Raw genomic sequence first — 20,192 nt, 5'->3', positions numbered from 1 at the left:
GTTTTGAAGTTCCTTTTTCCTTGTAGATGGCGGCAATTCTGCCATTGCGGATTTACAAATGTATACCGGATTGATCGACAATGCCTGAGAAACGACTTGCCGCGATAGTGACGGTCCTACTTTTTCTCACTGCATCGCCTGGCGCGCATGCTGATGCGACTTTTGAGCAGTTGCTCATCATTGATCGGTTTTTGACTGCACAGGATACCAAGGGATTGTGGGCCTATCTTGAAGAAAACCCTATATTGCTTGAAGGCGAGGACGAACTGGCGCGCGAACTGAGAAAATTTCACAACAGCGTGGCTGTCGGGCCTTCGCGTTTCGATTTTGAACCGCCAGCAGTTCAACGTTCTGTAAGCAGCGTTCGGGGCGTTTCCATGCTGTATTAATTTTCTATGACGATAAATCGATTTCCAACCCGAAAATACTTTCCGGATCTTGCCTATGTCGTAGATCCGCGTTTTCCAGGTGGGACGTCCGCCGCAGTGGCAGCAGAATTATCTGTCGCCAAGAAGCTGGGAAATGTCGTCATTCACGCAAGGACTTCGCGGATGTTCGGTGAAACCCGATCCATCGTGCCTGCGCTGCGTGAAGTAATCGACCGATTGCGAATTCCCCTGATCTGGAATGCAGCTCATATCAACGCGGATTTTGTCATCCTTCACAATCCAGCGTTTTTGAAGTTTGACACCGCACTTAACGCACGGATTCTGGCCCGAGTTCTTATCGTCGTAACGCACGAGAATTTTCTGCGACCAAGTGGCGAGGAAGGCTTTGACGTAACCTCCTGCATCGACCGGATAGATGTCACTTCGGTCGCAGTAAGAAAAATTTTGGCTCCAATTTCCGCCTTCAATCGGATGACCGTAGAAAAGTGGTTGCCGCGATATAGGATGCATCGAAATTGGCGTATTCTGAAGGAAAACTGGTTCAACATAGTCGATCTGCAATATCGCGTACCGAATAAAAACCTGATGGACCGCCGTGGACGGCTTTCTCGTCCCGGCCTGGAGAAATTCCCGCCACTAACGGATCTCGATGCATGTTTCCCTTCGCATGCCGTGGCGAATGTCATTCTTGGCGCCGACCTGCTTTCCGAGGCGGGTGTCGTGCGCCCGCATTGGTCCATGTTGCCTTTTGGATCCGTAAAGGTGGATGAGTTTTTCAGAATGATCGATTTCTTTGTCTATTTCACCGCACCGACCTGGCGGGAAAGCTTTGGCCGCGTAATTGCCGAGGCACTAGCCGCTGGGAAAGTGGTATTGACAGATTGCGAGACCGGAAAAGCCTTCGACGATGCAGTGGTTGGTTGCATTCCCTCAGAAGTTGACGGGGTCGTCTCGGGTTTTTTGACTTCTCCGGAACTGTATACTGCGCAGGTTGCGAAAGCCCAACCTGTTCTTGAGCGCTACACGGCCCGGCGTTTCCAGAACATAATGACAAATGCTTTCACCACGGAGTTTGCGGAATGATTTTTATCGAAGCAGGTGCCCGCAATACCCGATGTTTCGATGCCCAACTGGCATTCGCCGAGCAATTGAACGCTCGCGGCCACAATGCCTGTATAGAAGCGAGCTATTTGCCGGAGGACGCTGATCGAGGCAGAACCTACGACGCAGTCAGGTTTCTGGTGGACCGGGAAGATGTTTCCGCAATTGCCTACGTTGTGCTTGGTGCCGAGGATCTGGGCGACCCTTTGCTGATATCTCTGAGAGAAAAACAACTTGGCGCGGACGTTCTCGTGACTGCCTTGGGCCGTTTCGAAGATCATCAAAGCTATGTCGGCACAAAAGCGCGCCTTGCCTATGCGTTGGGTCGAGAGGTGCATGTTATCGACCTGTCCGATTTTCAACCACGCCCCATTTTGTCAAAGGCCATCAACCCACTAGTCGCCGAATTGCGCCCGGTTCACAGGCCGGCGACGTCAATGCCGAGATTGACGTTAGTGCTCGGATCGATGGAATTGGACAACTCGGAAGCATTGTCCACGCTTGCTCGATTGAACAGCCAAAACGAATACAGAATGAAGATCGTGGTTAGTGGCGCACAGAACAATGAAATCAAGTCTTCGCCTTTCAGTGATCTGCCGACGTTCCAATATACCGATCTTTCTCCGCTTACACTGGCTTCCGAAACAGATATCCTTGCAGTATTCGGGCATGGCGTCGCTGGAGAGCGCATTGCGGCATTGTCGGTTGCCCTGTTGGCGGCGGGCGGAATCGTTCTTGACTGCACCGAAGATGATGCGATTCTGACATCCAATGCCCCAGTCTTGCTGGGTCCGAAAACGCTGTTCGCCCTGGAGGGATACCTAACAGGAAAGATTCTGAAAAACCTGACCCATATCGGAGAGCAAGTCTCGAAATCATCCTGGTTGCACACAATTGATATCTCTTTATTGGAGCACAGGATTGGGTTGAACCCCGATACGTCCGTGGCAGCCAAATCGCCCCCCAAAACATTATTTATGCCGACAAATGGTGTTGGGTTGGGCCATGCGCAACGTTGCGCCGTTGTTGCCAACAAGCTGCCTGCAGATGCCAACTCGGTTTTTGCGGCGTTTCCCAGTTGCGTTCCATTGGTCCGGCGGCAAGGGTTCGATTGTATCCCGTTGGTCGCCCGGACAGATGCCAAGGCAAATCCATATTCAAACGACATTGTAAATTATGGCCGCCTGCGTCGCACTCTAAGGCAAGGCGATCGACTGGTGTTCGACGGTGGGTTTGTCTTCGATTCCGTTTATCGAGTGATTGTCGAATTGAAACTGCCGGCCGTATGGATCCGGCGAGGATTGTGGCCCGGTGGGCGCCCAAACCCCGGCGTGCTTGATCGAGAGGACGTCTTTGACAGGGTCATTGTCCCAATGGAAGCCTTCGATGAATTGAACGACGCGTATAGTTTTGGTGACCGTGTGCGCTATGTCGGGCCAATCTATCGCGAAGTAACCCAGACGGAGCTAGAGCGTGAAAAACTCCGCGCGCACTTGGCAAGGCTCTTTGGCTTAAATTTCCAGAAATTGGTAGTCAGCATGCTGGGCGGCGGCGTCGCATCGGTCCGAACGGCGCAGTTCCAGGCTATTAGCGGATGCTTGTCGGAACGGCCGGATTGCCTGCATCTGATTGTTACCTGGCCTGGCAGTACCGTCCACGCCTCACTTTTCAATTGGCCAAATACCCGGCTGGTGAACACGTTGGAGGCAACCGCTCTCAGCATGGCTGCGGATCTGACGATTTCGGCGGCTGGGTACAACTCGGTCCACGAAATTCTCTACTATGGTCTGCCCGCAATCCTGATCCCGCAATCAGCGCCATATCTGGACGATCAGATGCGTCGTGCAAAGGCGCTGTCTGATCGCGGCCTGAGCGCGATGGTAGCTGAAACAGAGATGATGAGACTCGAACGGCTCCTGGGAGATTGCCTTGATCATGATGCGGCCGATGAGTTTCGCGCGGCACTAGAAGGCGTTGACCTGCCTGAAGCCGGTGCTGAGGACGCCGCTCGTTTGATAGCCGACTGTAGAAGGGTGGCGGTGTGACAGACCCCTGGAATGAAATTCTGGCAAGGATCACAGCCAATCGGCCGTCTTTATTGGACAACGAAATTTCTGGCGGTTTTGAGGCTGCTTTGCTCGGCAAAGTTGTCTTGCCCGAAGCAAGTTGGGGTCCATCATCCGCCGTGTGGAAATGTGATACAACCGAATACACTTATATCGGTATCAGGATTCGAAAGCCCCCCAAATCACCAGAAAAGGTCGCTCGACATCTTGCTGCGGCGGCTCTCGAGCGAAGCGTGGTTCCGATCATTCTTAGTAGTGTCGATTTCAGCGGCTTCGAACAGTTCGGTTTTCGTGTTGAACGAATACCCGAGGAAGCGGCCGCAGCCGCGAGCGCCGAAGAGGAAATCCGCAAATTCTGGAATCTCGCCCTGATCATCGAAGAAAATGACGTGGTACAATTGAAATAGGTATCGTTAATCCGGTCTTGTAAAAAGAAAGGTGGTGTCAGAGGGACTGCACTTGAGGCGAGCAGGGTGGTTTCGTAGCGTCTGATCATGACGGCCCCAAACCCTTTCCACTATTTACGCACCAGACCAGAGATCATTCGCCTGGCGGTAGTGATGTACATCCGGTTTCCGCTTTCGCTTCGGAATGTGGAGGATCTTCTTCATGAGCGTGGCATTGATGTGAGCTTTGAACCCGTGCGGTTCTGGTGGCAGCGGTTTGGGCCGAAATTTGCGGTCGAGATCCGGAGGAAGCGCATCCAACACATGCGCGTCTATTCCAGTTGGCGATGGCATCTGGACGAGATGTTCGTGAAGATCAACGGAGAGTGTCACTATCTTTGGCGGGCCGTGGATCACGAAGGCGAGGCTCTGGAAAGCTACGTGACGAAGGCACGCGACTAGAAAGCTGCATTGAAATTCCTGAAGAAAGAGATGAAGCGCCATGGTCGGCCCCATATCCTGGTGACCGGCAAGCTTCGGTCCTCTCGATCCGGCTGCGGCCGGATTTTCTCGTTGTTTTCGAGGGCTGTGCAGGAAGGGCTGGGCACTGGCCCCTGCGGCAGAAGGCTCGTAAGCGGTCTCTCAGGGGCGATATTCTCCGGACCCAATGACTGCGCCGATCTGGCGAATTGTTTTTAAGCATCTGAAAATTTGAACAAATTTTGCCATCTCGGCTGAGCACTCCGATGCCGGTCGCTTACGTGAGAAGGAACCCTTTGGCTTCCAGACCGACCATTCGCTGCGATCGAAATCGGTAATCATGGTGCGGTCGGCGAAGCTCGCCGGGCATCCTTGTCGCCAACAAAGGCGAACTCTCTACGACATTGGTTCATTTCCTCGACAGATATTGCGGTCAAAACCGTTTCTTAAGTCGCGTGGCGGCTTTGATTTGTGTAGAGCCAGGGCTGCGCAACCTCCAGGGCCTGTCCCACCCGGAACACACGAACGTCATCCAGGTGAGGTTAAACGGACGGACACGCCTTGTCTTCCTGAGGATGTCTTTGACGACCCTCTCGGCTGTTGCATTGGGGTTCCCGGATTTCATTCTCATCTCCACTCTCTGGTGGTTGCGATGAGCCTGAAATCCTCCCTTACGCAATCAACCTAATCTGTTCCATGGGTGCTGATGGCAGACAGGTTTGAAGGCACCGAGTCAGAGGAACGTCTGAGTTAATCGGTCAGCAATCGCAGAATTTCTCGGGCGGCCTTTTCTGCGCCCGAGTCAGCTTGCATCCGTCTCGATGTATGTTTCAAACGGGTTCGCATTTCATGGTTTTCCAGCAGTGCGACTATTTCCTCTCTCAGGGTCTTGGCGGACCACTTGGCGCGGTCTATCCGTCTTCCGACGGCCTTGGCTTCCGCCCTTTGGGCGTTGTCGTGGCCATCCCAGCAGTAGGGCAAAATCAGGGAGGGCACACCATGATACAGCGCCTCGCAGAAACTGTTGTTACCTCCATGGTGGATAAACAATGCCGAGTCCGCAACTACAGACGGTTGCGGGAACCAGTTGCCCAGGTGAACATTATCCGGAATGTTTTCGTAGGAATCTTCGAAACCACCAGCATTGACGATGAACCTGGCAGGAATAGTTGCGAACACATCAATCATTCTTCTGATCAAATCAGTATCTATCGCCCCCAGAGACCCGAAGCTGGTGTATATCAGAGGGCCATCGGTTACCGGAAAGTCCGGCAACTCGAAATGGGCTTCTTGCCGAACGCATCCTTCCAGATATGCAAACTTGTTCTCGGGGAGCTTGTGTTCCCGATCATAGCGGACAGCATTTGGAGCAAGAAGCAGGTTCAAGGTTGGAGACGGTTCGAGAAAGATCCCGGCTACAAGTTTCGGTAGCCCACATTTCCTCCGAAAATCATTGTATCGCTCGTGTGCCGCGCGAGTGTTCCTGTTATACGCCGTTTTGAAAGCGACGCAGGCATCTGCATCTTCAGGAGTCAGCCCAGACAGGTAGGGTGGGACCTTGGGATCGGGAATCTCGGTTTCTGCGCAGGAGACAACGCGCACCCAGGGGCATCCTGCTTTTGCAACAGCGGGAAACATAATAACATTGTCCAGCACAATCGCGTCCGGCTTTATCCGGTCTAACAAGGCTTCGAGATCTTCTTCAACTGAAATTGCAGTGTCGACAATCGCCTCCCACGTCGGTGCAACGTAAGTTGGCAATTGTTCGACGGGGTTCAAATTGAAGTGGGGTAGGTGGGTGGTGATGAAACTTTGCCAGTAGTCTTCGGTCGCACCGTCACTGGTCTTGAGCGATTGCGGAAGGTGGTATTCCTTGAAGCCATATTCCGCGAAAACACCGGTAAAACCGGGATGGCAGACAAACACCGGGTTGGCGCCCTGCTCTCGTAGTTTCTGTGCTATTCCAACGCAATTCAGACCGGCCCCAAAGCCGGCTTCGGGAAACAGGGCGATTGTCGGGCACCCGGTCACGCGCGCGGCCCTCTCACGAGTGGCGGAATCCCGCGGTTCGCGGCTTCCGGCCGACGGATGCGGGACCGCCTCAAATGGACGACCATCTGATCGGCCGCGAGATCGAATTGGTGGCGCTCAATGCTGTCCAGAATTTCGAGATGCTCTGCCATGGCTTGCCGCAACCGAAAATTCGGTGTCGAGCCCCCCCTTCGCGATGCCTTTCGCAAACGGTGATGTACCAGCAGGCTTCCGCGAACAAAGCGGTTCCCTGAACTTTGCGCGATGAGAACATGGAACTCATTGTCGATCCGGCGGAACCCGCCGGGTGTGATGCGGTCGTCGCTTGCGTTAAGGAACTCATCCACCTGCGCACGCAGCAGACCGGCGCGTTTGATGTCGAGCGAAAACCCCGGGGCAAGAATGGCCTGGGGTTCCATCGTGAGGCGGAAATCAAAGCTGTCATCGATCGACTTGGGCGAATCGATCATCGGTTGGAACGCCCATGCACGGCCTGGTAGTTGCGTGACAATTCCATCCTGAGACAGTATTTTTAGTGCAAGTAGTACTGTATTTCTTGAAGCGCCGTACCTGCGAGAAAGTGCGCTCACAGATTGCACCTCATCAATGCGGCGCTCCGCCCTATCGGACAGTATACGGCGAGCCAAAGAGTTCTCTACCTCCTCCAGATCTTGCAGTGCTCTAGCGGCCTGATCGCGGATGGCAATCGCCAGAAAGTAACCTTCTTCCTGCCTCCAATCCAATATACTGTGTTCTTCCAATAACTTGAAGGCAGATCGTATCGGAGTTCGAGATACACCACATGCCTCGGAAAAGGCTTGTTCAGGCAAGTGGTCACCGGGCTTCATGTCGCGCTCTAGCGCAACGTTCAGTATCTGCTTTGCCAGCGCCAGATGGCTTTGCCTTGTGTTGCGGCGGGTTTCTGGCATTCGTGTCGACCTTTCCTTGATTTTAGATGTCGGCTTTGCGCGCTGATCAAAAAAGAACACTGAATACAGTTTGACGTACTTTTTCTTTTAATAATACTAAAATCAAATCGGTCAACAACGACCGCTACAGGCAGACCGAGGATCGCTCGAATCTGAAAACGGGCGGCAGATTAGGACAACAAGGAGGACTGGAATGTTTCAACATCTCCCCAAGACACTCATGGCCATTGGCTTTGGTTTGATCTGCGGCACGACGGCGGTGTCAGCCGAGTCTCTTGTGATATCAAATTGGGATGGCTACATGGCGCCCGATGCCATAGACAACTTCAACACAGCAAGCGGGAACAGCGCCGAACTGGTCTTGCATGGTACCAACGAAGAGATCATGGGCAAGCTGATCGCGTCGAAGGGCAAGGGCTATGACGTTGTCTTCGTGTCGTCGCCTTTCGCCGAAGTGTTGTACAATCTCGGCCTCGCGGAAGATCTGGATCACGCCAAGATCCCCAACATGGCCAACCTGTATGATCAGGCCACCAAGCTGGAACATGATCCGGGTAACAAGTTCTCGGTGCCGTACGCCTGGGGTACGACCGGTTTGTGTTACCGTTCCGACCTGGTGGAGGATGCCCCTGACAGCTGGATGGACCTGTTGACACCCGCCGACAGCGTGCGTGGCAAGACCACGATGCTGGCCACCGACCGTTGGCTGTTGGGCGCGGGTTTTTTGGCCAAGGGCTATTCGGTCAACGAAACCGATGCCGACAAGCTGGGGGAAGTGCGTGACCTGCTGATCGACGCCAAGAAAACTCTGCTGGCTTACGACGACGCGACATTCTACGCCAAATTGGTGTCGGGCGAAGCGGAGTTGGTGCACGCCTGGGATGGTTGGTGCAACTATGGCATCGCGGAGAATGCAGACATCAAATACGTGATCCCGTCCGAAGGTTCCGATCTGTGGGTCGACACGATGGTGATCCTGAAGAACTCGGAAAACAAGGATGCAGCTTACGAGTTCGTGAACTTTATTCTGGATGCGAAGAACCACGGTTGGGCGGCAGAGAACATTCTCTACAAGGTGCCCAACGAGCCGGCCATGTCCGCCCTGTCAGCGGATATGATAGCAACCTTCCCCAACATGGGAATGTCGCCGGATGCGCTGATTGGCTATGAGCAGTTGCGCGACGTCGGAGAAGCCACACGAGCCTATGCGCGCGCGGTTTCCGAGATCAAGGCCGCCGATTAAGGACGCCCTGTCCGCGCAAAACAATATGCGGTCCGGCGCAACGACGAATGCCGGGCCGCCCTGCGCAATCAGGAAAACCCCGGTCGTCCATGCGACCCGGACCTCTCAAGAGAAATCGATGACCGATCGCAAATCGTTCTACCTGATGACGCCTGCGCTGGCTTGGCTGACAGGACTGATGGTTGTCCCCTGCCTGCTGATCCTGGCGCTGGCGTTTTTCCGTCGGGGAATTTATGGGGGGATCGACTATACCTTCACACTGGAAAACATCTGGCTGGTGTTTGACCCGCTATACGCCAGCATCTTTCTGAAATCTGCGACCATTGCCGGTACGTCCGCGCTGATCGCGGTGATTGTCGGATACGCGGCGGCATATGCCATCGCCGCAGCACCTGTCCGGCGGCAGCCTATGCTCCTGTTTTTTGCAGTGCTGCCTTTCTGGTCGAACTACCTGGTGCGAACCTATGCTTGGATCGTGTTGTTGAACCGTGAGGGCCTGATCGCGTCGATTGTCCGTTCCTTGGGCTATGACGGGGAATTGCCGCGTTTGCTGTACACGGAAAGCGCCGTGGTGGTCGGCCTCGTCTACAATTACCTACCTTTCGTGATCCTGGCCTGCTATGCGCCCCTTTCGCGGCTGAACCTCGAAGTGATCGAAGCCTCTCGTGACCTAGGGGGATCGGGCTGGACCACTTTTCGGCGGGTAACGCTGCCCATGACCGCGCCGGGGATCGCGACGGGGTTCGTGTTCGTCTTCGTGCTGTCGATCGGGAACTTCGTGACGCCGGCGCTGTTGGGTGGTGGCCAGTTCCAGATGATCGGCAACCTTGTCTACGCGCAATTCCTCACCGCCAATGACTGGCCATTCGGTGCCGCGCTGTCGATGTTCCTGATCGCGATCATGATGGGGTTGCTGACGCTTCAGACTTTTGCTACCGAACGGGCTTCGGGTGCGCGCAAGGAGAATTCTTGAGATGCGTGCGCAATCTAATCCCCGGCTCATGCTGATGATCCTGTCGGCGGTTTTTGCCTTCCTCTACATCCCGATTTCAGTGCTTTTTGGGTTGTCTTTCAACGAAGGCGGCTTGCCGACCGCTTGGACCGGGTTTTCCGTCAAATGGTACGGAGAGCTTTTCGGGAACAAGGAAGTCATCGGGGCTGCACTGAACACCCTGATTGTTGCCGTGGTATCGACCATTCTGGCAACGGTGCTGGGCACGTTGCTGGCGGTTGGTGTCGAGATTCGCCGTCGCAAGGGCCGCTTTATCGAAACCATCATTTTCGCGCCAATGATCATACCCGACATCGTGCTTGCCATTGCGCTTCTCAGCTTTTTCTCGATGCTCAATGTCACGATGGGATTACACACGGTCATCGTAAGCCACGTCGTGTTCAACTTGGCCTTTGTCTGCTCGGTTGTCCGAGCCCGTCTTAAAACCTTTGACTGGTCAATCGTCGAAGCCTCTGCAGATTTGGGGGCATCTACGCCGATTACCCTCTGGCGCGTGGTTCTGCCCGTCATGCTGCCTGCAGTTATCGCGGGTGCGCTGCTGGCTTTCACACTGTCGGTCGACGAATTTATCATCGCCTTCTTCACGTCCGGAGCAGGGCGAGATTCGATTACTCTGCCCATGCAGATATTCGCCATGATCCGCTTTGGCGTTACCCCTGAAATTAATGCGCTGGCCACCATCGTGATGACGCTGTCCGTCATTGCGCTGGCCGTGTCACAACGGCTCAACCGCGGAGGGCTTCCGGGACAATGACCCAGACCTTGCTGTCTCTTCGGAATATCGAAAAGCAATTTGGCGCGGTTCGGGCCATCGCCGGGATTGATCTGGATATCCGTGAAAACGAGTTCTTCGCGTTGCTGGGCGCTTCCGGAAGCGGCAAAACCACTTTGCTGCGGATGCTGGCCGGGTTCGAGATGCCGACCTCGGGGTCAATCGCTCTTGACGGGCAGGACATTACCCACACCTTGCCAAACCACCGTCCGGTGAACCTGATGTTCCAGTCCTATGCTTTGTTTCCGCATATGACGGTGGCGCAGAACATTGCCTACGGGCTGGAGATGGAGAGACTGCCGCGGGGCGAAATCAAAGACCGGGTCGCCGAGATTCTCGAGGTCATCCAGTTGTCGCATCTTGCGACCCGCAAACCGGACCAGTTGTCTGGCGGTCAGTGCCAGCGCGTTGCCCTGGCGCGGGCCCTGGTTAAGCGACCCCGGCTGCTTCTGCTCGATGAGCCACTCGGAGCGCTCGACAAGAAGTTGCGCGGTGAAATGCAGCTCGAACTCAAGCGGATTCAGCACGAGTTCGGCATCACCTTCATCATCGTGACCCATGACCAGGAGGAGGCTCTGGTGATGGCGGACCGGATCGCGATCCTGCAGAATGGTCAGCTTTTGCAGTGCGGCAGCCCACGCGAGATCTACGAACACCCGCAGAGCCGGTTCGCGGCTGATTTCATCGGCGTGATGAACTTCTTGCCCGTGCACCGCAAGGGTGATGACCTGCTTGCACTGGATGGCAGCAAGATTGTTGCGGCATGGGACGGTGGGATTGCCAATGGCAATAAGGCCGTTGCCGCCGTGCGGCCGGAACGCCTGCATCTGGATGTTCGCAGAGGTGAAAACAGCCTTTCGGGCAAGGTCAGTGCAATGGCCTATCACGGGCTCGATCTGCAATTGCACCTCGAAACCCCACTCTCTCCAGATCCGATCATGGTGCGTCTGACCGCAGACGACGCCGAAACCCATCCTCTGTCGATCGGCGACGAGGTGGCCGTCGTCTGGGCGGCAAGAGATACTCGAGTTTTTGCCGCCTGAAGCGGCCGAGAAAACGCTCGCCAATGGCAGGCGAACACAACACAGGAGATTTTCATGGAACAGAAAACCTTTGCCTTCTTTCCCGAGGCGGCGTTTGGACCTGCGCTGAACTCGGTCGGAATAGCGCAGGCGGTCGAACGTATGGGCCACAAGGCGGTATTCCTGTCAGACCCCGGGTTCGTCGAAGTGTACGAGGGCTATGGCTTTGAAGCTTACCCGGTCAACCTTTCGGAACCGATGCCGCCCGAGCAGATGGCGAAATTCTGGGAGGATTTCATCAACGGTCACATCCCCAATTTCCGAAAGGCGCCGATCGACCAGATCGACAACTATGTCAAGGAATGCTGGGAGGCGATCGTGGACAGCGCGAAATGGGCGCAGAAGGATTTGCCGGATATTCTGGCAAAGATCAAACCCGACGTGATTTCCGTCGACAATGTGATCCTGTTCCCGGCCATCAAGCAACACGGCGTGCCTTGGGTGCGAATAATCTCTTGTTCGGAGAATGAAATCGAAGACGACGCCATCCCGCCGCATCTGTCCGGGATGTCCGAAAACGATACGGCAGGGCACGCGGCATTCCGGGCAAAGTTCAACGAGGTGATCAAGCCGATCCACGATGACTTCAACGCCTTTCTGGAGACCTGCAATGAAGCCGCATATCCGATGGGGCAGTTTTTTGAAGCCTCGCCGTACATGAATCTTTTGCTTTATCCCGAGCAGGCCAAATACACCCGGTCCAAGCCGCTTGACCCGGCCCAATTCCAGTATCTCGAAGGCTGCGTGCGCCAGGACGAACCGTATGAGATGCCGACCTTCAAAAAGAACAATGATGGACCGCTTCTGTATGTTTCCTTCGGCTCGCTTGGGGCCGGGGACACCGATCTGCTTAAGCGACTGATCACTCTGATCGGCAATAGCCGCTATCGGGCGCTGGTTAATGTCGGTGACTACAAGGACGAGTACTCCGACATCCCCGACAACGTGATCATTGACGGTTGGTTCCCTCAGCCTTCGGTTATTCCGCAAGTCGACGTCGTTATTCACCACGGTGGCAATAACTCGTTCACCGAGTGCCTCTACTTCGGCAAGCCCGCAATCATCATGTCCTATGTCTGGGATGGCCACGACAACGCCATGCGGGTGCAGGAAACTGGCCATGGAATTCGCTCGGATCGTTACGAGTGGACCGACGAGGAGATGATCGAAAAGATCGAAGCCTGCCTGAGCGATGAAGCCATGGCAGCCGCGCTCAAGGAAACGTCCGCGCACATGCAGTCGCAAAACGGCCAGGAAAAGGCAGCCAAGCTTCTGGTCGAATTGGCGGCGAAGAACGCGTGACTAATTTGGCATCTTCAGCGCCCCATATCCATGGGGCGTCCACCTTTGACGATCTGCTCGATTGGGGTGCCCAACCCGACATGATCGAGGGGCAGTCTCATTCGACCGGACGGCTTCTGCACAAAGGGCCGGACAACTCACCGGAAATCGGGGTCTGGGTCTGCACACCTGGCACCTGGCGGATTTCGGTGCCTCGGGATGAATTCTGCCACTTCGTTGAAGGTCGCGTGATCTATCGCCGCGATGGGTCGGATGAAGTGATCGAGGCCACGGCCGGCACGTGTGTTCTGTTTCCCGCCGGCTGGGAAGGCACCGCCAAGATCACCGATACCCTTCGTAATATCTACATGCTCGTCTGAACAGGATTCAAGACCATGAAAGCACCCGTTATGCGCAATCCGCTCAAGGTCACCGACACGGTGGACTGGGGCATCATCCCGACCATGATCGAGGGCGAAAGTCACACCTCGGGGCAAGTCCTTTACAAGGGGCCTGACGGTGAAAGCGAATGCGGGCTTTGGATCTGCACGCCCGGGAAATGGGAATGCCACGTTACCAGGGACGAGTTCTGTCACTTTCTGGAAGGGCGTTGCACCTATGTTCATGAAAGCGGCGATGTCATCGAAGTGACGCCCGATACGGCCGCCTTTTTCCCGCAGGATTGGAAGGGCGTCTGCACTGTCCACGAAACGGTCAAGAAGGTCTACATGATCCGATGAACGGACCGCATCCCTCAATTGCCCCACTGAAGGCTACTCAGCTTTCAGCACCGGCACGCGCCTTTCTTGCTCGCCACGGGTTGGACCGGTTCGACTTGGTCAAGTTAGAAGCGGACGCATCCCCGCGCCGATACTACCGCGTTCAGGGCGAAGGACTGTTGCTGATGGAAGAGCGGCAGGATCCCGTGGGTTTTGCCTCCTATTTGCGTCTGGCGCACCATCTGAACGGGCTGGGACTGTCGGCGCCACGGGTGTTTGGCGCGGATCCGGCTCATGGGTTGGCGCTGGTCGAGGATTTAGGCGATGAAACCTATGCTGCCTGCCTGAACAGGGGGCAAGAAGAGGAGAAATTGTACCAGCTTGCCGTGGAGGCATTGCTGCACCTGCACCACGATCCAATGGGCAACAGGGTCGATCAACCCCGCTACGATCTTGCCGTTCATCTGGACGAGTTGAAGGTCTTTGCGCACTGGTTCGCGCCTGCGATCAATCCGACCGTAGATGTGGCGCGCTTTACCGATGCCTTCCTCGTTCTCTGGCGGTCGGCATTGGCGCCGGTCGCCAACCGCTTCGACACTCTGGTGTTGAGGGATTTTCACGTCGACAACCTGATGTATTTGCAGGATCGCACTGGCGTCGCTCGTTGCGGCTTGCTGGATTTCCAGGATGGTGTTCTGGGGCCCTGCGAATACGATCTTGTGTCGCTTCTTCAGGATGCGCGGCGTGATCTCAGCCCCGGATTGGAAACACGTCTGCTCGATCATTATCTTGCAAACGCGCCCGCTCACCTAGGTTCGACTGACGAAATCCGCCGCCGCTATGCGCTCATGGGCGCACAACGACACGCGCGAATCCTGGGTGTGTTTGTTCGCCTCTGCCAGCGTGATGCCAAGCCGCGTTACCTGAGCTTCATTCCCCGCGTCGCCAAGCAGTACCAGGCCGCTCTTGCCGATGGTGGATTGTGCGAAATCTCATCGTTTCTCGACAGCGAATTACCCGGTTGGGCGGAAGCCGCGCTTGACCTGGGGCGCGATCTGCCAATGCTTGAAGGAGTGTCTCATGCCTGACGTTCTAGCGCCCTGCTATTACCTTTCCCCCGAATACGTTGCGACGGACGGCCCCGAGCAGATGGCGATCAACCCGGCCACGCTCGAGGAAATCGGCCCGGTTGGAGCACCTTCCGAAGCGCAGTTGGAACACATTCTCAACCGGGTGAATGCCGCGCAGAAAACCTGGGCAAAGATGGACTGCAAGACGCGAGCGGGCTTGTTGCACCGTATCGCCGACGCCATGGAACAGGCGGACATGACCGACATTGCCATCACCATGACGCGCGAGATCGGCAAGCCTTACCCTGAGGCAATTGGGGAGATCGCCAATATCCCGCCGGTGTTTCGCTATTTCGCCGAACTGGCCCGGGATGATGCCGGCAAGATCGCAGGCACAATGCAGCCCGGGTCGTTCCAGTTCCAGGCCTATGCGCCCTACGGCGTATCGGTGCATATCGTGCCTTACAACTTCCCACTTATACTTGGCTGCTGGACCATTGCCGCCTCGCTGGCGGCGGGCAACGGTATCGTGCTCAAGGCCGCACCGGCCGGGTCGCTGTGCACACTGGCTTTCATGAAGTTCTTTGACGGCCTGCCTGCCGATCTGGTGGCTTGCGTTGCCGGTGGGGCGGAGATCGGCGAGCATTTGATTGCGAGCGACAACACCCACGTGATCGCCTTCACCGGATCGGCCGAAGTCGGGCAAAAGGTCGCTGTCGCGGCCGCTTCCCAGATGAAGCCCTTCATCATCGAAGGCGGCGGCAATGATCCGATGATCATAACCCGAAATGCCGACATCGCTGTCGCCGCAGCTGGGGCCGTGACCGGAGTGTACCTACAATCTGGCCAAGTCTGCACTTCGACCGAGCGCATCTATGTCGACGACGCGGTGCATGATGAATTTCTCGAGGCCTTTGTCGCCCGCGCGCGTCAATTGCGCGTTGGCAATGGTCTCGGTGTTGCCGAGATCGGGCCGATGGTCTCCGAAGCGGCCCGCGACAAGGTGCTGAACTGGATCGGTCGCGCCAGGGCCGCGGGCGCCACGATTGCATTGGGCGGTGGCATTCCGGCCGATTTTCCCAGGGGCTGGTTTCTGGAACCCACCGTGGTAACCGATGTGACCCCCGATATGGGCATCCTCAACGAAGAAATCTTCGGGCCGGTCGTGGCCATCGTGCGCACCCGGTCGTTTGACGCGGCCATCGACAATGCCAATGATTCAAAATTCGGGCTGGGGGCCTGCGTTTTTACCAACGATCTTGCCGAGGCCCACCAGGCGATTGACCGGCTTGAGGCCGGTATGGTCTGGGTCAACAACCCGCTGGTCGACAATGACGCGCTGTCGTTTGGCGGAGTCAAAAGATCGGGGATGGGGCGCGCCTTGGGGCGGATCGGGCTGAATGCGTTCCGACAGTCCAAGATGGTCATCCTTGACCCCGTCGCAAAGGAAGCCGATTGGTGGTACCCCTATCCGGATGATTGGTTCCTGGATGCCGGTGGTCGAAAGCATGTCTGACGGGTCTTGTAAGATTAATTTGGCTTGAGTTGGGCAGGGGCCTTGCGTAGCTTTCGGGCACGATCAAACGCTCGCCTTTCAAGTACTTCAAATCCAGTCCTGAGATCATTCGCCTGGCGGTTTTGCTTTACGTGCGGTTTCCACTGTCGCCGCGGAATGTCGAAGACTTGCTGCATGAACGCCGCATCGATGTGAGTCATGAAACCATCCGGTTCTGGTGGAACAGGTCCGGCCCAATGTTTGCGTCCGAAATCCCGCGCGGGCGTGTTCAGAAGCTGCGCGCATTCTCGCGATGGCAATGGCATGTCGATGAGGTTTTCGTGAAGATCAAGGGTGAACGACACTACCTATGGCGTGCTGCGGATCACGAAGGCGAGGTTCTCGAGAGCGTTGTCACAAAACGTCGAAACAAGTGCGTTGCGCTGAAACTGCTCAGGAAATTGATGCGGCGCAACGGTTAGCCGGAGGTGCTGGTCACGGATCGCTTCGCTTCATACAAGGCGGCTTTGCGTGACTTGGGTTGCGACCATCCGCAATCATGTGGGCGTTGGCTCAACAACCACGTTAAAAACTCGCACCTGCCATTCCGACGATGAGAGCGGGCGATGCAGCGCTTTCGCCGCATGCGAAGTTTGCAGAAATTTGCCACCGTTCACTCTTCCGTTTTCAACCACTTCAACCAGGATCGCAGCCTCTCCAAACGGGACCATCTCAAACTGAACCGAACTGGCGCTCTGGCCGAGTGACACGATCTCTGCGCGGCATAAGGGGCAGCGTCACTGTCCTGGTAGAGGCGAGTTCGAATTCGTCTGGCAGCACCGCCAACCTTACAGACCTCGTTCGGATTTTTCGCGCCCGCACTTGGCGGGGAACTGAGTTTGCAAATGACAAAAGATGCCGGATCGCGTGTTGTGCATGGTCAATTTGTCCGGCAGGTCGTTCCGGCACCATGTTGTCGGCCGATGAAGTTTCTGCAATGTATGGAACTGGCCGGCGGTTTTCGGACTGGCTCCGGTCGGACGCAGCCGTAGCCGTCAGGAAACGGTTGCCGCATGGTGCGAGGCACCCGAAAAAAGAGTGGTGCCCGTGATTGACCTTCGTCTGTGCAAGCGGAAAATCCAGATCGCCGAAATCCGCCGTGCTGGTGCGATTGCCGCAAGCCGGTACTGCCGCGCGAATGCCCTCGTAACCGGTTTGACCGCATTCGCGAGAGGCTTCGAACCCGACCTTCGGGCCGTGACGGAGGGGGAATGCAACTTTTTCTCAGTCTCCGCAACAAGATCAGCACGAGGCCGCTTTTGTGCGGTCAGGCCGGAGGCGTGGCGGTTCGACGGCGCGGTCGCATCACGATGAAGCGTTGGATTGCGGCGTTTACCCTGATCCTGCCCGGCGCAGCCCATGCCCATGCGTCCGAGCGCATGGTGATCCTGACGTTGCCGACCGGCTGGTACATGGTGGGCGCCGCCGCCGCCGTGATGCTGACCGCACTGGCCGCCGCCTTTGCCGCCCAGCCACCGCGGTTCGCCGCCCGAGAGCTGTTCATCCGCCCGGTGTTTCCTTGGCGGAGCGCTCTGAGCTGGATCAGTGCTGCACTTCTTGCGGCTCTCGTAGGTGCAGGTCTCTGGGGCACACGCGACCCTGTGGAAAACCTGCTGCCGCTCATGATCTGGACGGTGCTCTGGGTTGGGCTGACGCTGGGATCGGTCGTTTTCGGGAATATCTGGCGCGACATTGAACCGTGGAGCGGTCCGGTTCGTGCGCTTCGCGGCCTGCTTGGCCGAACGGAGGGAATTGGTCTTGCGCGGCTTGGTCACTGGCCTGCTGTCGCGGGGTATCTGGGATTTGCCTGGTTCGAGATCGTTTCACTCGCGCCTGCGGATCCAGCGAATCTCGCCCGTGTGGTGATTGTTTATTATCTTGTCATCCTCGCTCTCGCCGTTGCCGAGGGGGAGGACTGGCTGAGGCAGGGTGAGTTCCTGACGGTCTATTTCGGCTTCGTCGCAAAAATTGCACCAGTCTGGAGCGAGCCGCGCGACCGGCGTGTCGCTCTCATGATCGGCCCCCCGGGCGCCCAGGTTGTAAGGCTCGATCCGCTCGCGCCTTCGGCCATCGCGTTTGTCACCCTTGTTCTGGCCTCGGTGAGTTTCGACGGTCTTTCTGAAACCTTCTGGTGGCTTGCCCGCCTTGACATCAACCCGTTGGAATTTCCCGGCCGTTCGGCTGTCCTGGGGGTGAACTCGGTGGCTCTCGTGGCGTTCTGGGGGATCAGCGCCGCGCTTATCCTCGGCGCCATCCGCGCGGGCCTTCCTCCCGGCCGGTTCCGCCGGGCCGCCGGGCCGATGATGCTGGCATTTCTGCCGATCGCAGCTGGCTATCATGTTGCACATTACCTCGTCGCGCTTCTGACTGACGGACAATATGTCGTTGCCGCGCTCGACGATCCTTTCGGCAGAGGCTGGCATCTGCTGGGTCTACCGGAACACTGGGTTTCCTTTGGATTCCTCTCGACCCGTTCCGGCGTTCTGGCGATCTGGACAGCCCAGTTTGCCGTGATCCTCGGGGCTCATCTTCTAGCGGTGATCCTTGGGTTCCGACTGGCCGAACAGGCCGGTGTCGGGCAGGGTTTGCGAGCGCATCTTCCGGTAACACTGCTGATGGTGGTCTACACGATCTTTGGGCTCTGGCTTCTTTCCGCGCCTACGGCGGGATGAGAAAGCGATTGCATTTCACCCCGACTCCGTGTTCCGTGACCTAGGGGAAATCAAAAGACGCGGCCAATTGCCAAAAAAAATCGCGTCGTTTCAACAGTGGAGATGTTCGATGACCAAAAAACCGATCCTCTCAAATCCGACCCGCAGATCAGTCCTCAGGGGGATTGCCGGCACGGGTGCGCTCCTGTCCGGCGGGCTCGTGTCGCGTTTCGCGCAGGCGCAGTCCTCCGAGCCGATCCGCATTGGCTTTCAGCTTCACCGCACCGGCATCGGCGCGTCCTACGGGCGCTGGTATGAACGCACGGCCTCGGCGGCGCTGCAGGTTCTGAACGACGCCGGCGGCATCAACGGACGGCCTGTCGAGATCATCTATGAAGATGACGGCACCGACCCCAAACGCGGTGCCGAAGTGGTTGAGAAACTGACGACCCAGTCGAACTGCGATCTGGTGATGGGAACGCTCTTTTCCCATGTCGTCATCGGCTCGGCCCCGCGCGCGGGCGAGTTGAAGGTGCCCTATCTGGTCTGTTCTGAGGGCCACCACGTGGCGAGCGGGATGCTCAACCGCTGGACCATGCAGCCGGGGATCACCGATGTGAAAAGCCAGGTTCAGGGCATGGCGCCTTTCGTGACCTCGAACATCGGCAAGAAGGTCACGATGATCTTCCCCGACTTCGCCTTTGGACACGATCACCGCGACTATTTCACCGCCGCCGTCGCGGCGCAGGGCGGTGAGGTGATCAAGCATATCGCGATCCCGCCGACCGAGACATCGTTCACCCGCTACTTCCCGCAGATCCCCTCGGATACCGAGGTCATCTATCACGTCATGGTCGGCCCGGCTGTTCTGACTTTTGTGAAGGAACTGGGTGAATTCTATGGCTCGGGCGACCGGCCTCAGCTTTTCGGTTTCATCGACTCGCTTGAAGCGGTGGACATCAACTCGCCCGGCCTCGAATTCCTCGACGGTTCGCATTTCTGGGAAGGCCACCCGCGTTACAAGCAGGCGGATGCCTCCGAGCATGAGATATTCTATCGCGAGGCCGTTGGGGTGGATGACAATGGGGCTTCGGTCTCGGATCCTGCCGATGTCTCGACTTATTCCCATATGTTTTCGACATGGGAGACCCTGTTTGTCATCAAGCAGGCGATGGAGGCTGCAGGTTACCAGGGTCCGGACGACCGGCAGAAGGTTGTCGAAGCGATCGAGGCGACGACCGATTTCGCCGAAAGCCGTGAACATCCGCAAGGCTCCAAGACCTTTAACGGCAAGACCCACCAGGCCTTCGGGTTGCAGTCCATCACCAAGGTCGAGGATGGCAAGCTTGTGCGTGTGCATCAGACCACGATGGAGGACGGGTTCTATCCCGACGAAGTCGACTATACGACGATGAGCTTCTGAGT

General features: G+C 56.6%; 18 protein-coding genes and 2 pseudogenes. 17 read left to right on the top strand and 3 right to left on the bottom strand.

Annotated elements, in window-relative coordinates:
* The first annotated feature begins 80 nt into the window (after window positions 1-80).
* The 5 genes and pseudogenes from ACR0AO_RS13850 to ACR0AO_RS13830 form a co-directional block, all read left to right on the top strand.
* Entirely contained in the window at window positions 81-389 is a 309-nt protein-coding gene (locus tag ACR0AO_RS13850) for a hypothetical protein (protein ID WP_480604486.1), read from the top strand.
* Window positions 390-551: 162 nt separating this feature from the next.
* Window positions 552-1,472 (top strand): hypothetical protein, encoded by a 921-nt coding sequence (locus ACR0AO_RS13845; protein WP_480604484.1) that lies wholly within the window; start codon window positions 552-554, stop codon window positions 1,470-1,472.
* On the top strand, window positions 1,469-3,535 hold the full coding sequence (locus tag ACR0AO_RS13840; RefSeq protein WP_480604481.1) for a glycosyltransferase: 2,067 nt from the start codon (window positions 1,469-1,471) through the stop codon (window positions 3,533-3,535). Before ACR0AO_RS13845 ends, ACR0AO_RS13840 begins: the two co-directional genes overlap by 4 nt.
* Window positions 3,532-3,963 carry a hypothetical protein gene (locus ACR0AO_RS13835; RefSeq protein ID WP_480604479.1) on the top strand — a complete coding sequence of 144 codons (432 nt, stop codon included), beginning with the start codon at window positions 3,532-3,534 and terminating at the stop codon, window positions 3,961-3,963. Before ACR0AO_RS13840 ends, ACR0AO_RS13835 begins: the two co-directional genes overlap by 4 nt.
* Window positions 3,964-4,050: 87 nt before the next feature.
* Window positions 4,051-4,485: pseudogene (locus tag ACR0AO_RS13830) on the top strand (IS6 family transposase); the annotation flags it as partial.
* Window positions 4,486-5,172: 687 nt separating this feature from the next.
* Here ACR0AO_RS13830 and ACR0AO_RS13825 read toward each other — a convergent pair.
* On the bottom strand, window positions 5,173-6,453 hold the full coding sequence (locus tag ACR0AO_RS13825; RefSeq protein ID WP_480604477.1) for a nucleotide disphospho-sugar-binding domain-containing protein: 1,281 nt from the start codon (window positions 6,451-6,453) through the stop codon (window positions 5,173-5,175).
* Window positions 6,450-7,382 carry a GntR family transcriptional regulator gene (locus ACR0AO_RS13820; RefSeq protein WP_480604475.1) on the bottom strand — a complete coding sequence of 311 codons (933 nt, stop codon included), beginning with the start codon at window positions 7,380-7,382 and terminating at the stop codon, window positions 6,450-6,452. The genes ACR0AO_RS13825 and ACR0AO_RS13820 overlap by 4 nt, the downstream gene beginning before the upstream one ends.
* Window positions 7,383-7,575: 193 nt before the next feature.
* Between ACR0AO_RS13820 and ACR0AO_RS13815 the strand changes: the two genes are divergently transcribed.
* The 9 genes from ACR0AO_RS13815 to ACR0AO_RS13775 all read left to right on the top strand — a co-directional run bounded on the left by ACR0AO_RS13815 (window position 7,576) and on the right by ACR0AO_RS13775 (window position 16,077).
* Window positions 7,576-8,625, top strand: a complete 1,050-nt coding sequence (locus tag ACR0AO_RS13815; protein WP_480604473.1) for a polyamine ABC transporter substrate-binding protein — start codon at window positions 7,576-7,578, stop codon at window positions 8,623-8,625.
* A 118-nt stretch (window positions 8,626-8,743) separates the two neighbouring features.
* Window positions 8,744-9,598 carry an ABC transporter permease gene (locus tag ACR0AO_RS13810; RefSeq protein WP_480604472.1) on the top strand — a complete coding sequence of 285 codons (855 nt, stop codon included), beginning with the start codon at window positions 8,744-8,746 and terminating at the stop codon, window positions 9,596-9,598.
* A gap of 1 nt (window position 9,599) precedes the next feature.
* Window positions 9,600-10,391, top strand: coding sequence for an ABC transporter permease (locus ACR0AO_RS13805; protein WP_480604470.1), 792 nt, complete (start codon window positions 9,600-9,602; stop codon window positions 10,389-10,391).
* Window positions 10,388-11,452 (top strand): ABC transporter ATP-binding protein, encoded by a 1,065-nt coding sequence (locus tag ACR0AO_RS13800; RefSeq protein ID WP_480604468.1) that lies wholly within the window; start codon window positions 10,388-10,390, stop codon window positions 11,450-11,452. Before ACR0AO_RS13805 ends, ACR0AO_RS13800 begins: the two co-directional genes overlap by 4 nt.
* Before the next feature lie 54 nt (window positions 11,453-11,506).
* Window positions 11,507-12,793 (top strand): glycosyltransferase, encoded by a 1,287-nt coding sequence (locus ACR0AO_RS13795; protein ID WP_480604466.1) that lies wholly within the window; start codon window positions 11,507-11,509, stop codon window positions 12,791-12,793.
* Window positions 12,790-13,152, top strand: a complete 363-nt coding sequence (locus ACR0AO_RS13790; protein ID WP_480604464.1) for a cupin domain-containing protein — start codon at window positions 12,790-12,792, stop codon at window positions 13,150-13,152. Before ACR0AO_RS13795 ends, ACR0AO_RS13790 begins: the two co-directional genes overlap by 4 nt.
* Before the next feature lie 15 nt (window positions 13,153-13,167).
* Window positions 13,168-13,512, top strand: coding sequence for a cupin domain-containing protein (locus ACR0AO_RS13785; protein ID WP_480604462.1), 345 nt, complete (start codon window positions 13,168-13,170; stop codon window positions 13,510-13,512).
* Window positions 13,509-14,579, top strand: a complete 1,071-nt coding sequence (locus ACR0AO_RS13780) for an aminoglycoside phosphotransferase family protein (protein ID WP_480604460.1) — start codon at window positions 13,509-13,511, stop codon at window positions 14,577-14,579. Before ACR0AO_RS13785 ends, ACR0AO_RS13780 begins: the two co-directional genes overlap by 4 nt.
* The gene (locus ACR0AO_RS13775) at window positions 14,572-16,077 is read left to right on the top strand and encodes an aldehyde dehydrogenase family protein (protein ID WP_480604458.1); all 1,506 of its coding nucleotides are present in this window, start codon (window positions 14,572-14,574) and stop codon (window positions 16,075-16,077) included. Before ACR0AO_RS13780 ends, ACR0AO_RS13775 begins: the two co-directional genes overlap by 8 nt.
* Window positions 16,078-16,091: 14 nt before the next feature.
* Here the strand turns inward: ACR0AO_RS13775 and ACR0AO_RS13770 are convergent, their stop codons facing one another.
* Complete coding sequence (locus tag ACR0AO_RS13770; RefSeq protein ID WP_480604594.1) at window positions 16,092-16,277, bottom strand: hypothetical protein; 186 nt, start codon at window positions 16,275-16,277, stop codon at window positions 16,092-16,094.
* Between ACR0AO_RS13770 and ACR0AO_RS13765 the strand changes: the two are divergent.
* The 3 genes and pseudogenes from ACR0AO_RS13765 (at window position 16,191) to ACR0AO_RS13755 (ending at window position 20,190) form a co-directional block, all read left to right on the top strand.
* Window positions 16,191-16,823, top strand: a pseudogene (locus ACR0AO_RS13765) (IS6 family transposase). The gene ACR0AO_RS13770 and the pseudogene ACR0AO_RS13765 sit on opposite strands and share 87 nt — an antisense overlap.
* A gap of 504 nt (window positions 16,824-17,327) precedes the next feature.
* The gene (locus ACR0AO_RS13760) at window positions 17,328-18,788 is read left to right on the top strand and encodes a hypothetical protein (RefSeq protein ID WP_480604456.1); all 1,461 of its coding nucleotides are present in this window, start codon (window positions 17,328-17,330) and stop codon (window positions 18,786-18,788) included.
* Window positions 18,789-18,897: 109 nt separating this feature from the next.
* Window positions 18,898-20,190, top strand: a complete 1,293-nt coding sequence (locus tag ACR0AO_RS13755; protein ID WP_480604454.1) for an ABC transporter substrate-binding protein — start codon at window positions 18,898-18,900, stop codon at window positions 20,188-20,190.
* Window positions 20,191-20,192: the final 2 nt, after the last annotated feature.

The sequence above is a fragment of the Ruegeria sp. AF8 genome (assembly GCF_056541825.1).
The sequence above is the reverse complement of the archived record's forward strand: the minus strand, read 5'-3'. Positions and strand labels throughout refer to the sequence as shown.

What these genes read in the sequence shown, in the direction of transcription:
- ACR0AO_RS13850 (WP_480604486.1), top strand. Translation starts at nt 81, where the DNA reads ATGCCTGAGAAACGACTTGCCGCGATAGTGACGGTCCTACTTTTTCTC.
- ACR0AO_RS13845 (WP_480604484.1), top strand. Translation starts at nt 552, where the DNA reads ATGTTCGGTGAAACCCGATCCATCGTGCCTGCGCTGCGTGAAGTAATC.
- ACR0AO_RS13840 (WP_480604481.1), top strand. Translation starts at nt 1,469, where the DNA reads ATGATTTTTATCGAAGCAGGTGCCCGCAATACCCGATGTTTCGATGCC.
- ACR0AO_RS13820 (WP_480604475.1), bottom strand. Translation starts at nt 7,382, where the DNA reads ATGCCAGAAACCCGCCGCAACACAAGGCAAAGCCATCTGGCGCTGGCA.
- ACR0AO_RS13815 (WP_480604473.1), top strand. Translation starts at nt 7,576, where the DNA reads ATGTTTCAACATCTCCCCAAGACACTCATGGCCATTGGCTTTGGTTTG.
- ACR0AO_RS13810 (WP_480604472.1), top strand. Translation starts at nt 8,744, where the DNA reads ATGACCGATCGCAAATCGTTCTACCTGATGACGCCTGCGCTGGCTTGG.
- ACR0AO_RS13805 (WP_480604470.1), top strand. Translation starts at nt 9,600, where the DNA reads ATGCGTGCGCAATCTAATCCCCGGCTCATGCTGATGATCCTGTCGGCG.
- ACR0AO_RS13800 (WP_480604468.1), top strand. Translation starts at nt 10,388, where the DNA reads ATGACCCAGACCTTGCTGTCTCTTCGGAATATCGAAAAGCAATTTGGC.
- ACR0AO_RS13795 (WP_480604466.1), top strand. Translation starts at nt 11,507, where the DNA reads ATGGAACAGAAAACCTTTGCCTTCTTTCCCGAGGCGGCGTTTGGACCT.
- ACR0AO_RS13785 (WP_480604462.1), top strand. Translation starts at nt 13,168, where the DNA reads ATGAAAGCACCCGTTATGCGCAATCCGCTCAAGGTCACCGACACGGTG.
- ACR0AO_RS13780 (WP_480604460.1), top strand. Translation starts at nt 13,509, where the DNA reads ATGAACGGACCGCATCCCTCAATTGCCCCACTGAAGGCTACTCAGCTT.
- ACR0AO_RS13775 (WP_480604458.1), top strand. Translation starts at nt 14,572, where the DNA reads ATGCCTGACGTTCTAGCGCCCTGCTATTACCTTTCCCCCGAATACGTT.
- ACR0AO_RS13770 (WP_480604594.1), bottom strand. Translation starts at nt 16,277, where the DNA reads ATGACTCACATCGATGCGGCGTTCATGCAGCAAGTCTTCGACATTCCG.
- ACR0AO_RS13760 (WP_480604456.1), top strand. Translation starts at nt 17,328, where the DNA reads ATGCAACTTTTTCTCAGTCTCCGCAACAAGATCAGCACGAGGCCGCTT.
- ACR0AO_RS13755 (WP_480604454.1), top strand. Translation starts at nt 18,898, where the DNA reads ATGACCAAAAAACCGATCCTCTCAAATCCGACCCGCAGATCAGTCCTC.